Origin of the sequence: Billgrantia kenyensis (genome assembly GCF_013697085.1) — a bacterium.
GTDB classification, from domain to species: Bacteria; Pseudomonadota; Gammaproteobacteria; order Pseudomonadales; family Halomonadaceae; genus Halomonas; species Halomonas kenyensis.
Genome location: NZ_JACEFT010000003.1, coordinates 206,163 through 218,615, shown reverse-complemented (window position 1 = coordinate 218,615; position 12,453 = coordinate 206,163). Strand labels below are relative to the sequence as shown.

The 12,453-nt window shown below is 66.1% G+C and carries 16 protein-coding genes; 6 read left to right on the top strand and 10 right to left on the bottom strand.

All coding sequences use genetic code 11. The features are described from left to right. Nucleotides 1-106: 106 nt before the first annotated feature. Complete coding sequence (locus H1D44_RS04870) at nt 107-1,138, bottom strand: NADP(H)-dependent aldo-keto reductase (RefSeq protein ID WP_181513728.1); 1,032 nt, start codon at nt 1,136-1,138, stop codon at nt 107-109. 237 nt (nt 1,139-1,375) lie between these two features. Between H1D44_RS04870 and H1D44_RS04865 the strand changes: the two genes are divergently transcribed. Further along, nucleotides 1,376-1,894 carry a tetratricopeptide repeat protein gene (locus tag H1D44_RS04865; RefSeq protein ID WP_181513727.1) on the top strand — a complete coding sequence of 173 codons (519 nt, stop codon included), beginning with the start codon at nt 1,376-1,378 and terminating at the stop codon, nt 1,892-1,894. A 43-nt stretch (nt 1,895-1,937) separates the two neighbouring features. After that, complete coding sequence (locus H1D44_RS04860) at nt 1,938-2,438, top strand: hypothetical protein (protein ID WP_181513726.1); 501 nt, start codon at nt 1,938-1,940, stop codon at nt 2,436-2,438. Nucleotides 2,439-2,489: 51 nt separating this feature from the next. On the opposite strand, the gene H1D44_RS04855 is transcribed toward H1D44_RS04860, so the two are convergent. From H1D44_RS04855 to H1D44_RS04820, 8 genes are all read right to left on the bottom strand, one after another. Then, on the bottom strand, nt 2,490-3,461 hold the full coding sequence (locus H1D44_RS04855) for an NAD(P)H-quinone oxidoreductase (RefSeq protein WP_181513725.1): 972 nt from the start codon (nt 3,459-3,461) through the stop codon (nt 2,490-2,492). A gap of 10 nt (nt 3,462-3,471) precedes the next feature. Beyond that, complete coding sequence (locus H1D44_RS04850; protein ID WP_181513724.1) at nt 3,472-4,029, bottom strand: LOG family protein; 558 nt, start codon at nt 4,027-4,029, stop codon at nt 3,472-3,474. Between the two features lie 77 nt (nt 4,030-4,106). Further along, nucleotides 4,107-4,628: a DUF501 domain-containing protein gene (locus H1D44_RS04845; protein WP_181513723.1), complete on the bottom strand. Its 522-nt coding sequence runs from the start codon at nt 4,626-4,628 to the stop codon at nt 4,107-4,109. Continuing rightward, a complete protein-coding gene (locus tag H1D44_RS04840; RefSeq protein WP_181513722.1) occupies nt 4,600-4,929 on the bottom strand; it encodes a hypothetical protein in 330 nt (109 codons plus the stop codon). The genes H1D44_RS04845 and H1D44_RS04840 overlap by 29 nt, the downstream gene beginning before the upstream one ends. 85 nt (nt 4,930-5,014) lie before the next feature. Continuing rightward, on the bottom strand, nt 5,015-5,485 hold the full coding sequence (gene ybaK, locus H1D44_RS04835) for a Cys-tRNA(Pro) deacylase (RefSeq protein WP_181513721.1): 471 nt from the start codon (nt 5,483-5,485) through the stop codon (nt 5,015-5,017). Further along, nucleotides 5,482-5,895, bottom strand: coding sequence for an acyl-CoA thioesterase (locus tag H1D44_RS04830; protein ID WP_181513720.1), 414 nt, complete (start codon nt 5,893-5,895; stop codon nt 5,482-5,484). The genes ybaK and H1D44_RS04830 overlap by 4 nt, the downstream gene beginning before the upstream one ends. Nucleotides 5,896-5,960: 65 nt before the next feature. Further along, a complete protein-coding gene (locus H1D44_RS04825; RefSeq protein ID WP_181513719.1) occupies nt 5,961-6,776 on the bottom strand; it encodes a hypothetical protein in 816 nt (271 codons plus the stop codon). Between the two features lie 20 nt (nt 6,777-6,796). Further along, nucleotides 6,797-7,231: a hypothetical protein gene (locus tag H1D44_RS04820; RefSeq protein ID WP_181513765.1), complete on the bottom strand. Its 435-nt coding sequence runs from the start codon at nt 7,229-7,231 to the stop codon at nt 6,797-6,799. Nucleotides 7,232-7,268: 37 nt separating this feature from the next. On the opposite strand from H1D44_RS04820, the gene H1D44_RS04815 reads away from it, so the two are divergent. Next, entirely contained in the window at nt 7,269-8,447 is a 1,179-nt protein-coding gene (locus tag H1D44_RS04815) for a MalY/PatB family protein (RefSeq protein ID WP_181513718.1), read from the top strand. A 48-nt stretch (nt 8,448-8,495) separates the two neighbouring features. On the opposite strand, the gene H1D44_RS04810 is transcribed toward H1D44_RS04815, so the two are convergent. Next, on the bottom strand, nt 8,496-9,428 hold the full coding sequence (locus tag H1D44_RS04810) for a tetratricopeptide repeat protein (RefSeq protein WP_181513717.1): 933 nt from the start codon (nt 9,426-9,428) through the stop codon (nt 8,496-8,498). 197 nt (nt 9,429-9,625) lie between these two features. Between H1D44_RS04810 and H1D44_RS04805 the strand changes: the two genes are divergently transcribed. From H1D44_RS04805 to H1D44_RS04795, 3 genes are all read left to right on the top strand, one after another. Next, nucleotides 9,626-10,294: a vWA domain-containing protein gene (locus H1D44_RS04805; protein WP_181513716.1), complete on the top strand. Its 669-nt coding sequence runs from the start codon at nt 9,626-9,628 to the stop codon at nt 10,292-10,294. A gap of 127 nt (nt 10,295-10,421) precedes the next feature. After that, the gene (locus H1D44_RS04800; protein ID WP_238984381.1) at nt 10,422-11,405 is read left to right on the top strand and encodes a kinase; all 984 of its coding nucleotides are present in this window, start codon (nt 10,422-10,424) and stop codon (nt 11,403-11,405) included. Then, a complete protein-coding gene (locus H1D44_RS04795) occupies nt 11,395-12,246 on the top strand; it encodes a protein phosphatase 2C domain-containing protein (protein WP_181513715.1) in 852 nt (283 codons plus the stop codon). Before H1D44_RS04800 ends, H1D44_RS04795 begins: the two co-directional genes overlap by 11 nt. The last annotated feature ends 207 nt before the right edge of the window (nt 12,247-12,453 follow it).

Here is a 12,453-nt window from a genome sequence, read left to right as displayed (position 1 = left end):
CTCCTGTACCTGAGTGGGCAAGTCGGCAATGGCCCGATTATATCAGGGCTCTCGCGAGGCCGGGGCTATCGTCTCGATAGCCCCGGCCTCGCGAGAGCAACAGGAGTCAGGGGCTGGGGTTGGGAAGGCGACGGTGCACTTCGTCGATCGCGTCCAGCACGCTCTGCTCGAGCTTGAGCGATTCGCTCTCCAGGTTGTCCTCGAGCTGCTCCATGGTGGTGGCGCCAATGATGTTGCTGGTCAGAAAGCTGCGCGAATTGACGAAGGCCAGTGCCATCTGTGCCGGGTCGAGGTCATGTTCGAGAGCGATGTCGACGTAGGCGCGGGTGGCTTCTTCGGCCAGCGGTGAGAGGTAGCGCTTGAAACGCTCGAACAGCGTCAGGCGGGCTTTCTCCGGGCGCTTACCGTCAAGGTACTTGCCCGACAATACCCCAAACGCCAGCGGGGAGTAGGCCAGCAGCCCCACGTTTTCGCGGTGAGCGACCTCGGCAAGTCCCACCTCGAAGGTCCTGTTGAGCAGGTTGTAGGGGTTCTGAACGGAGGCAACCCGGGGCAAGTCCATGCGTTCGGCCAACTCCAACGCCTTCATCACGCCCCAAGGGGTGTCGTTGGAAAGGCCGATGGCGCGCACCTTGCCAGCATCCACCAGTTCCTTGAGTGCGCCCAGGGATACTTCCAGAGGGGTGGGCTGCTCTTCGTCGTCATGCTCGTAGCCCAGGCGGCCGAAGTAGTTGGTGGTGCGCTCGGGCCAGTGTAGCTGGTAGAGATCGATATAGTCCGTCTGCAGCCGCCTGAGGCTTTCGTCGATGGCCCGGTGGATCTGTTCCCGGCTCAGGCGGGTGCCGTCACGGATATGCTCGAGTCCCGGGCCGGTGACCTTGGTGGCTATGATCACGTCGTCGCGACTGTCGCGTCGCTTGAGCCAGTTGCCGACATGGGCTTCGGTCAAGCCCTGGGTCTCGGCGCGAGGCGGCACCGGGTACATCTCGGCGGTATCGATGAAGTTGATGCCAAAGGCCACGGCGCGGTCGAGCTGCTCGTGGGCCTGCTGCTCGCTGTTCTGTTCACCGAAGGTCATGGTGCCCAGGCACAGGCGACTGACCTCGATGCCCGTGTCACCAAGCGGTCGCGTCTGCATCATCGCTCCTGTTGAGGTAGAGTTTCGTCACGTCGTTATCGCTCGTTCAAAGCCATGCTAGCCGAGGCCTTACAAGGCGGCAAATTGTAGGGGTTGAGTCGTGGCGAGGGCGGGCGTATGCTGGCCACCCTCGGTAGCCCCGGCGGAGTCCCGTGGCAAACCTAGACAAGCCATGACGCCGCCTCGGGACAGCGCGCGACGTCATGAGGCTCCAGATGAACGTAAGGTTGTAGGCTCATGACGCAGGCGTCATCGCTGTTCACCCGGCTCGAGTACCGTCTTGCGGAACAGCTGTTCCATAACCGCTGGTTGCCGCATTCACCGCGGACCCAGCGCTTGACCATGCATCTGTTCCAGCGCTGCGCCGATGCCGGCCATCCCGCGGCACTCTCGCTTTATGGACATATGCTCTTCCAGCGCGGCACCAGCCCCCAGGACAAGGCGCGCGGTGCGCGCTATGTTCTCGAGGCGGCACAGGCCGGCAACCTCAAGGCGCAATATCAAGCAGGCAAGATCCTGGAGTGCGGCTGTGCTCAGTATCCCCGGCATGAGCAGCGGGCGGTGACCTGGTATGCTCGTGCAGGCGAGGCGGGGCACCCTCTTGCCGCGCAGCGGCTGGCCAAGGCCTATCGCCTGGGCGAGCTGGGGCTGCCGGTGGATGCACTGCAGGCCGAGCGCTGGCAGGCGCTGGCCGACCGCCACGCCGGGTGGGAGAGGGAGGCGCTGGACATGGACTCCTCCCAGGCCCGACACTGACCCTTCACGCCACGCAGCCCCGCTTTCGAGGACACCCCCATTCGTGACGCTGCCGACACTGCTGGATATCGAGGCGTCCGGATTCGGGCGCGGTAGCTACCCCATCGAGGTTGGCCTGGCACGGGCCGACGGCAGCTGCTGCGCGTTCCTCGTCCAGCCTTTGGCAGAGTGGCAGCACTGGGATCCCAAGGCGGAGCTGCTGCACGGTATTTCCCGCGCCCGGCTGCAGCGCGAGGGGCTGCCTGTCGATCAGGTGGCGCGTTGGCTGAATGATGAGCTGGCTGACATCGGCGTGGCCTACAGCGACAGTTGGGGCTACGACAATACCTGGCTCTCGCTGCTATTCCATCATGCCGGCATGCTACCGGCTTTCCGCCTCGAGGCGCTGCGCATCCTGCTCAGCGAGAGCCAGCTCTCCCTGTGGCACCGGACTCGTGAGGCCCTGGTCAAGGAGTTGGGCATCCACCGGCACCGCGCCGGTGAGGATGCCCGCCTGCTGCAGCTGACCTATCAACGGACCCGTGAACTGGCCGGCTGCGACTAGGCTTTCCCTTCGCCCCATGTCGCCAGGTGCGGGCCCGCAACCTACCTGGCGTCAACCTTCGCCGCTCACCGACAGCAGCACCTTGCCTATGTTGGCGTCTTTGCTCATGTAGGCGTGGGCGGCTTCGGCCTCGCCGATCGGCCAGGTACGGTCTATGAGCGGCCGAATTTCGCCGCTGGCCAGGCGTGGCCAGACATGTGCCAGCAGGGCGTCGAGGATGGCGCCCTTGGCGGCGGCCGGCTTGGCTCGCAGGGTCGAGCCGATCAGCCGCTGACGCTTCATCAGCATGCGGCCCAGGTCGAGCTCGGCGAGCCGTCCACCCATCAGGCCGATCAGTACCAGGCGGCCGTCGGCATTGAGTACGCGCTGGTTGTCGGCGAGATAGGCGCCGCCTACCGGGTCGAGGATCAGGTCGGCACCGCCCCAGGCCTTCACGGCCGCCACGAAGCTGCCTTCGTGGCGGTTGAAGCCGTCTTCAGCGCCCAGTTCCAGACAGGTAGCAAGCTTGGCCTCGCTGCCCACCGTGACGAAGCACGGATGGCCGAAAGTCCGGCAGAGCTGGGTCGCGGCGGTACCGACACCGCTGGCGCCGGCGTGCAGCAGCACCCGCTCGCCGGGGGCCAGTTGGCCTTCCATGAACAGATTGAGCCAGGCCGTGGCAAACACCTCCGGCAGCGCGGCCGCTTCGCGCAGGCCAATGCCCTCAGGCACCGGCAGAACCTGGCGGGCGTCGACCACGACCTCCTCGGCATAGCCGCCCCCTGCCAGCAGGGCACACACCTTGTCCCCGGGGTTCAGACTGTCGACGCCGGGGCCGACCTCGGTCACGGTGCCGCTGACTTCGAGGCCGAGGATCTCGCAGACGCCGGGGGGAGGGGGATAGTGGCCAGCGCGCTGCATCAGGTCGGCGCGATTGACCCCGGCCCAGGCCACCTGAAGGCGCACTTCACCGGCAGCGGGGCCTGGTGGGCGGGGATGCTCTGTCCAGCGCAAGCAACCGTGTTCGATGGCGATGGCGTGCATGGGCATCCTCCTAAATTGCGGCCCTGGTCAGCCGTGCCTCCAGCCTGTCCAGCAGGGCGGCGGGCTCCTCGGCATCGAGCAGGCAGTCGCGGGTCGCTGCGTTGAGAAAGCCTTGCTCCACGGTACTGTCGAGGAAGGTCAGCAGTGGGGCGTAGAACCCGGCGGTATCGAGCACGCCGATGGGCTTGTCGTGAAGCCCCAGGTATTGCCATGTCCAGGCCTCGAACAGCTCTTCCAGCGTACCGATTCCTCCAGGCAAGGCGATGAAGGCGTCGGCATGGGCGGCCATGCTGGCCTTGCGCTCGTGCATGTTGTTGACGCGTATCAGCGTCGGCAGCCCTTCATGGGCCTGCTCGCGCTCGACCAGATGATCGGGCATGACACCAATCACGCTGCCGCCCTTTTCCAGCACGGCGTCGGCCAGTGCACCCATCAGGCCGATGCGGGCACCACCATAGACCAGGCCGTGGCCGCGAGCGGCCAGCTCATGGCCCAAGGCGCGGGTGGCTCGCAGAAAGGCGGGATCCCGACCGTCGCGGGAGCCCAGGTAGACACAGAAATTCGACATGCGCTTCTCCTTGGCAAGCGCTTATCGTAGCAGCTGCCAGGCGTCAGGGAGAGGCGTCGGAGGCGTCGAGACAGGGGTCAGGGCAGGCAGTCGGCCACGCCGAACTCGGCGTCGAGCCACTGACCGACGACGTTGTTGCCGCAAAGGTGGTGGGCGTACTGGGTGTGCAGGCAGCGGACCTGATCCCAGTTGGCGATGCCGCCGATGCCGCGTTCGCGCATGACGTCCGCATAGCCGAGCCGCTCGACTTCGGCGCGCTGGGCATCGCTCATGTAGCGCCAGCGCCGGTCCACGTAGTCGCGATGACTGGCGTGATAGACGGCGAGAAAACCGGGCTCGTGCTGGAGCCTTGCCTCGAGTTGCTTGATGGCGCCGCCGGCTTCGATGCGCGAGATTGCGACCTTGAGACGGGCGCAGCTCAGCCAGTACAGGGTGGGGAAGGGCTTGCCGTCGACGACGGGAGCCATGCGCAGTACCAGCGGGGTGCCTTCGCCGTCCACGGCGGCGACGGCTTCGATGCCTCGTGGAGCGCGCCCCAGCTGCTCGGAGATGATCGCGAGCTGGCGGTCGTCAGGCATCTGGTCTGTCTGGATCACCATCGTTGCGGTCCTGGATGAACTTGTTGGAGCGGCCCACGGCGCGAAAGAAGGTCCGGTTGAGCTGCTCGGGCGAGGGCACGTAGCCGCGCCATTGGCGTTCGCAGTACTCGTTGGCCCGCGCCATCAGCACGTCGTAGAGGCGATTGAACGGCGCATCATAATCGTAGGGGTCGGCGCCGAACAAGCGGATGTGCGGGTAGTCGGCGAAACGCTCCATGAAGTAGCGCTCCAGGTCGGCTTCCACGGCACGATGCTGGGCGACATTGTCAGGGTCGAGCCAGAGGTTGTAGCGAATGGCCATGACAGACTCCTGCTGGCGATGAGTGGCCCGTCTGACGGGTCATGCAATTTTGACCCCAGGAGACTGACTTCGGCTCACGATGGAATCACATCCGGGCCAGTGGGGCCAGGCGCGCCTGGCACAAGCGGAGCAGGTCGGCAGGTGCCAGGGCGATCTCCAGGCCACGGCGCCCGCCGCTGACGTGCACGCGCTCGAGGTCCGCGACGCTCGCATCGAGAAAGGTTGGCAGGCGCTTCTTCTGACCCAGCGGGCTGATGCCACCCAGCACGTAGCCGGTGGCGCGCTCGGCCTCGGCCGCCTCGGCCATGCCCGCTCGCCGGGCACCGGCCGCCTTGGCCAGCGCCTTGAGATCGAGCTGGCCGGTCACCGGCACGATGCCCACCGCCAGGCGCCCATCGTCGAGGCGCGCGATCAGGGTCTTGAACACGCTTTGCGGGTCGAGCCCCAGGGCGTTGGCAGCCTCTTCGCCGTAGGCCGGGGCGCGGGGATCGTGCGCGTAGCTGAGCAGCTCGAATGCAGCGCCGTCACGCTCGAGCGCCTTCACCGCGGGGGTCATGCGTCGCTGGTCTCCTCGGCTGGCTGCAGATGAGCCTCCAGCGCCTCGCGCAGCGCTCCTTCGATGGGCACGGCGCGCTTGGTGGAGTGATCGAAATGTACCAGCACGGTGTGGCCTACATTGGTCAGCTCGTCTTTCTGCCAGGCCTCCTGGGTGACGGTAAAGGAGCTGTTGCCCAGCCGTGATAGATAGGTGCGAAGCTCGATGTCGCTGCCATAGTGCAGCTCGGCACGATAATCGATCTCCATGCGGGCCATGATCAGTCGCCACTTGCGCGGGTCGAGGTCCGGCGTGAACAGTCGGAACAGGTCGTTGCGCGCCAGTTCGAACCAGGCCGGCAGGCGGGTATTGTTGACGTGTCCGAGGGCGTCGGTGTCGTAGAAGGCGGGTTCGATGGTACGCACGAACATGGGAGTTTCCTTTTTGTCTGGCGGATGCTGGCAGGTTGACAGCATTGCCCCGAGCAAACGCTAGGTCAAGTGGCGTCGGCCCGTCTCGCAGCGTACCAGGCCTGCAGCCGCATCCATCCCAGCAGCCACAGGGTGGCCACGCCAAAGCCCGCCAGGGTGCCCCAAAGCAGACCCAGCGCGGCGTAGGTGAGCGACACGCAGAGCGTATAGCAGAGCAGCGCGCCCAGCCCGGCCGGATAGTGCTTGATTACCGTGGCGGCCGGTGCGGCACCGTGGGTCAGGTGGAGTATTACCAGCAATGGATACATCGAGATCGGGAAGGCAGCCAGCATGCCGGCCCAGGAAGCCGGTAGCACGTGAGCCAGGCCGGTGACGAGGAAAACGATAACGGTGGCGAGTCCGGCCCGCAGGGCCAGCGGCTGCCAACGCGAGCCGCCCGGGCGAACCGTGGTCCGCGTTTCCGGCAGGTGTCGATAGAGCCAGGTAAAGACGAAGATGGCCGCCAGGGTCATCAGCGTGCCGCTCGTTCGGTCGAAGTCGAAGCGGGTCAGGGCGAGGCTCGTCAGCCACCAGGCGGCAAGGCCGCCTGCCGTACCGCTGAGCACACCGTGCAGGCCGTCGCGACGCCCGCATATCAGGTAGCCGCCACCGAGCGCCATGGTGGCCGTGAACCCTGCCAGGCTGAACACCGCGCTCTCGGCAGCGAATCCCGGTGAGATCTCCAGGCCGATGAAGAACAGCGCGATCGCCGTGCCCAAGGGGTAGCCGGCGAGAAGTCCCGCCACACGGGTGCTGACGCGTTCGGCGACCATCGCAAGCCCGAGCACGATGCCGATCGATACCGCGAGCTTGGCCAGTTGCCAGCTCATGGGGACGTCCATGGAGTTTCCTTATCGTCAGGCTATACGAGGCGCAGGCCTTGGCGATCGGCCCAGGCGGCTCCCACCGCATGGGTCAGCTTTTCCTGCAGGTGCATGGGCAGGGCGGCCCGTGCTGCGTCGACGTTTTCGAAATCGCGATTGCGTAGCCAGCAGTAGGCCCAGGCACAGGCTTCCTCGTCGCTCTTCGGTTCCGGCCGCGCCGGCATCTGTATCAGCAGGAAGGTCGCCGTGCGTGCCGCCCAAAGCGGGATATCGTCGCCCTGCTCGGATTGGCTCCATGCGGCCAAGGCTTCGCCATCGGGCGTGACCTCGGGCTCGCCCAAGTGTGCCACTTGCGCCGTCTCGGCGAGTATCAGGGCGAGGCGGTCAGGGTCGCCCTGGCCCAGCTGTCGCCACTGGTCGATCAGTGCCGGCATGCCCTGGCGCACCTTGGCATAGAAGCCGCTTTGCGGCATGGTTTCGCTCATATCGCTGCTTCCCCGAGGAGAGAACATGGAGTTCGATTTCGTCACGCCCGTTGAGCGTCGCCACCCTGCGGGAGGCGATTGGCCGTCGCAGAAGTGGCACCGCTATGATGCCAGTATCCTGCCGCTTTGGGTGGCCGACATGGATTTTCTCTCCCCTCCGGAGGTGGTGGAGGCGCTGCGCACGCGGGTCGATCACGGTGTGTTCGGCTATGGCCTCGTACCCGACAGCCTCAAGCAAACCCTGTGTCGCTGGAGTGTGGAGGAGTACGGTTGGGAGATCGAACCGGGATGGCAGCTATGGCTGCCCGGTGTGGTGCCGGCCCTGCATCTGGCCAGCTTGGCGTTGACCGAGCCGGGAGAGGGGGTGCTGACCGTCACGCCCATCTATCCGCCTTTTCTCAAGGTGGCCGAGCGCACCGGGCGCCTGGCGCAGCAGGCCTCGCTGGCTGAGCCGGAAGGGCCCGGCGAGCCGTGGCGGCTCGACCTGGCAGCGCTGGAGGCAGCGATCACGCCCGAGACGCGGCTGCTGCTCTGGTGTCACCCACACAACCCCACCGGGCGGGTGTGGCGCCGCGAAGAACTGGCCGGGCTGGCGGCGCTGGTGGAAAGGCACGACCTGCTGGTGGTCTCCGATGAGCTGCACTGCGACCTGCTGATCGACGAAGGGGCGCGACACCGGCCGCTGGCGGCAGCCTTTCCCTCGCTGGCGTCACGCACCATCACGCTGTGGGCGCCTTCCAAGACCTTCAATCTCGCCGGCCTCACCGCCGCCTGTGCGGTGATTCCGGATGCTTCCTTGCGCCAGCGCTTTGCCGCGGCGGCGCGCGGCCTGCTGCCGGACGTCAATGTGCTGGGACTGGTGGCCGCGGAGGTTGCCTACGGGCAATGCAACCCTTGGCGCCATGCGCTCCTCGAAGTGTTGCGTGGGCATCGCCAGACACTCATCGAGCGAGTGGCCCAATGGCCGGGGGTTGCGATGGGTGCGCCGGAGTCGACCTACCTGGCCTGGCTCGACCTGCGCCGGGCCGAAGGGCTCGCGCACCGGGGAGGATCGCTGCAGCAGGTGCTGTTGAAGGAGGCGGGGGTGGCACTCTCCGACGGAGCGGACTTTGGCTGGCCGGGGTTCGCCCGGTTGAATTTCGGCACGACGGCCCGTCAACTCGAGGAGGCATTGACGCGCCTCGATGGGGTGCTGAGGCGCTGAAAGGGAACCAAGCGGCGGCCCAGTGGGGCCGCCCTCGATCACGACTTACTAGTAGAGCAGCGTGAACAGCCTGCGGCGATAGGTGACGGTCAGGGGGTGGTCGGCCCCCAGGGCATCGAAGACCCGTAGCAGGGTCTTGCGCGCGGCGTCGTCGCCGTAGCTGCGGTCCTTGCGCATCACCTCGAGCAGCCCCTCGAGGCCCGCTGCGTAATCGCCATCCGCGACCTGGCGCAGGGCGCGCTGGTAATTGGCTTCGCTGTCGTCGCGCCCGGCCAAGGCCGCGAGCCCATCATCCGACGGCGCCTCCTCGCGGAACTCGATGCTGGCGCGTACGCCGCGCGCCGAGGCGGCATCGCGCTCTTCGGGGGGGAGGTTGTCGAGCAGGGCGATCGCTTCCTCGCTGCGCCCTTCCGCGACTAGCGCGCGGGCCAGTTCCACCTGGAAGGGATAGTTTTCGGGGGATTGCTGGACCAGCTGCTCGTAGATCTCTCGAGCCGTGGTGGCATCGCCCTGGGCCAGGGCTTCGGCAGCCTGTTCCTCGGGGCTGGCCGGGGCGTCTTCCGGGGCCGGAAAATACCGGGCCAGCCACTCGCGGATCTCCTTCTCGGGCAGGGCCCCCTGGAAATGATCCACCAGGCCACCCTGGCTGATCAGCTTCACGTCAGGTACCGAGCGCACGCCAAGCTGGGCGGCGATCTCCTGGTTCTCCTCGATATTGAGCTTGGCCAGAATGAAGGTGCCGCGATACTCCCGAGTCAGCTTCTCGAGGATCGGCATCAGGGCCTTGCAGGGCTGGCACCAGGGGGCCCAGCAGTCGAGCAGTACCGGCACCTGCATGGAGAACTCCAGCAACTGCTGGATGTTGTTGCGATCGACATCGATGATCAGCTGTTCGTCGCCGGGTGCCGCTTCCTGCGAGGGAGAAGGAGTATCCTGGGGCGGCGTCAGTGGCGCGCCGCTGCGAGGGTCGACGATGGACATGGCTGTGGCCTTGAAAGGGTGGGTATGTTTCGAAAGATGCGGGTAAAGGCGGCGGGATTCAAGTGGCTGGGCATTGTGCCTCGCCAGCCGTTGGCGTTCCGGCGGCGCTGAGCGCGGCATCCGTTCCGGGGCTGTGATAGGCTCATGATCGTTCGGCCATGTCAAAGGCCGGGCACCCAGACATGAGGACCCGTGGGATGGCAACGTACCGACTCAACAGCGATCGTGACCTGATCGACAACCCTTCACCTCGCTGCGCCTGCATGCTGGTGCTGGATACCTCCGCGTCGATGTTCGGCCCGCCGATTCGTGAGCTCAACGCCGGTGTCCAGGCCTTCATTTCGGCCATTCAGGAGGACGACATGGCCGCCTGCTCCGTCGAGCTCGGCGTGATCACCGCCGGCGGCAAGGTCACCGAGCAGTTGCCTTTCACCACGGCGATGAACATATCCCAGTGCCGCCAGTTCACCGCCTCCGGCCTGACACCGCTGGGGGAGGCCATGGAGCTGGCGCTCGACCGCCTGGAGGAGCGGACCGAGGCCTACCGCAAGGCGGGCGTCGCCTACTATCAGCCCTGGCTGGTGGTGATCAGTGACGGTGTGCCGACCGACCAATGGCAGGCAGCCTCGGCGCGGGCGCGTACCCTGGCCCAGCAGCGCAAGCTGGTGGTGATGCCGGTCGGCGTCGAGGAGGCGGACCTCGAGGCACTCGGCGCCTTCTCCACCCGGCCGGCCAAGCGCCTCGATGGCCTGAAGTTCCGCGAGTTCTTCCTCTGGCTGTCGGCCAGCATGAGTCGAGTCTCGGCGTCATCGTTCACCACCGATCAGGTCAAGCTGCCGCCTACCGACAGCTGGGACAGTATCTAAGCGTGGTCGAGCCCGATGCGAGACGTGACGCCCGCCTGCCTGTCCCTCCCGACAGCATGCTCCTTGACTACCACAAGGCCGGTTCTGGTTCGATAATGGGAGAAGCGGCGCCAATCGAGGAGGTGGGGTGATCACACGCGCACTGGTCGTCAGGGACTCGCAGGGCAAGGAGCGCCGGCTCGGCAAGCGCCTCGAACGCGGGGGGGAGGGAGAGATCTACGCCCTGCGTGAGCGCCCCGACGTGATCGTCAAATGGTACTATCCCGAGGTGCTCGACAAGCGTGGCGAGGAACTGCATCGCAAGGTCGAAGCCATGCTCGGCCTACGCGATGCCCACATGACTCGCGATGTCTGCTGGCCGCTGATCCGGGTCTTCGACGAGCAGCATCGCTGGATCGGTTTTGCCATGTATCGGGCGCGCGGCGTGAAGATGAGCTTCCTGGCTCATGCCCTGCTCTACCAGCGCTACTTTCCCGGCCTCGATCGCCGCCGCATCGTCGGTTACCTGCTACGCTTCGTCGAGATCGTCCAGCAGCTGCACGAAGCCGGGGTCTGTATCGGCGACTACAACCTGAACAACGTCTTCTGTGTTCCCTCTTCCGACCAGGTGACCTTGATCGACTGCGACAGCTATCAGCTTAGGGTCGACGGCACCTTCTACCCTTGCCCGGTAGGCAGCCCGGACATGACCCCCAAGGAGCATCAGGGCGTCTCCTTCCGCCATACCGTTCGCTCACCGCGCAGCGAGGTCTTCTCGCTGGCCATCGTGCTCTTCAAGTGCCTGATGCTGGGGCGCCATCCCTACGACATCGTGGGAGGCGACGACCCGGTGCGCAACCTACGGCGCGGCAACTTCGCCTATGGGCGCGGTCAGCGCGAAGTGCCTCAAGGCGTATGGTACGAGCTGTGGCAGGAGCTGCCCGACACCATCCGCGACATGTTCGTCACCACCTTCACGGTGGGGGCCGAGGCACCGGTTCAACGCGCCACCCTGTCGCAATGGCACGCCGCGCTCAGCGAATATCGCGATGCCTTGGCGGCTGGCCAGCATGCCGTGCGCCTGGCCACGCCGGGGCGGCCGCAGCGCTCGAAGGTGATGCATGCCCGCTGAACCGACCCGGATCGAAGGCGAAACGATGCCGACCTGGTCGGCCCTGGCGGTTGCCACCGCCGGGCTGGCGCATCTCGAGAGCCTGCCGCCGCTACCCTGCCAGGATGCGGCAGGGGCTACGGTCGCTTCGCGCCCGGTGCTGGCCTTGGCCGACGGCGCCGGCAGCTCGCCGGCCTCGGACATGGGGGCACGCACGCTGGTTGCCGCCATGTTGCGCCTGGCCGATAGCCTGGAACCCCAGCTCTCCTGGCTGCTCGATGGCGCTGTCGAGCCGGCGCCCGAGGCCATGGGCCAATTCGCCGAGCTGCTGGTGCGCCACGCCAAGGGTACCCTGCAGGATCGCGCCGCCGAAGTGCACCGCCCGGTGCGCGACCTGCGCTGTACACTACTGCTGGCGCTGGGGGGACGTGAAAGACTGCTATGGCTCAAGGTGGGGGATGGCGAAATCGTGCTGGAGCAGGCGGTGCCCGTCGAGCCCCCGGAGGGTGACGAGCCAGCGCTGATGCCTGAACTCGCCACCCTGGGCGAGCGTGGCAAGGGCGAATTCGCCAACCAGACGCAGTTCGTCGACGAACGGCTGACGTTCGAGCAGGTACAGTACGGCAGCGAGCCGATGACGGCATTGACAGGCATTGCCCTGATGAGCGATGGCGCCGCCGAGAAGCTGGTGGCCCACGATGGCCGGCGGGTCGCAGGCCAGCTCAGCCACTGGCTCGATGACCTGCGTCAGGGGCGGCTGCGCCAGCGCGACCTGGTGCGCCGCTTCTACAGCGAGAGCTTCTGTCGCGGCACCAGCGGCGACGACCGCAGCATAGCGTTGGCAGCGCGTGATCTGCTTTGAGGCTTGTGGCCTCGGCTTTTTCGAACTTGGTAGCGGGGGCCGCTGACCTTGAAACCCTGACCTTTAAACCAGGAGCGAACCGACGGTCGTCGGTTTAGCGCCCATGCGGGCAATAAAAAACCGAGGCTTGTGGCCTCGGCTTTTTCGAACTTGGTAGCGGGGCCGCTGACCTTGAAACCTGACCTTTAAACCAGGAGCGAACCGACG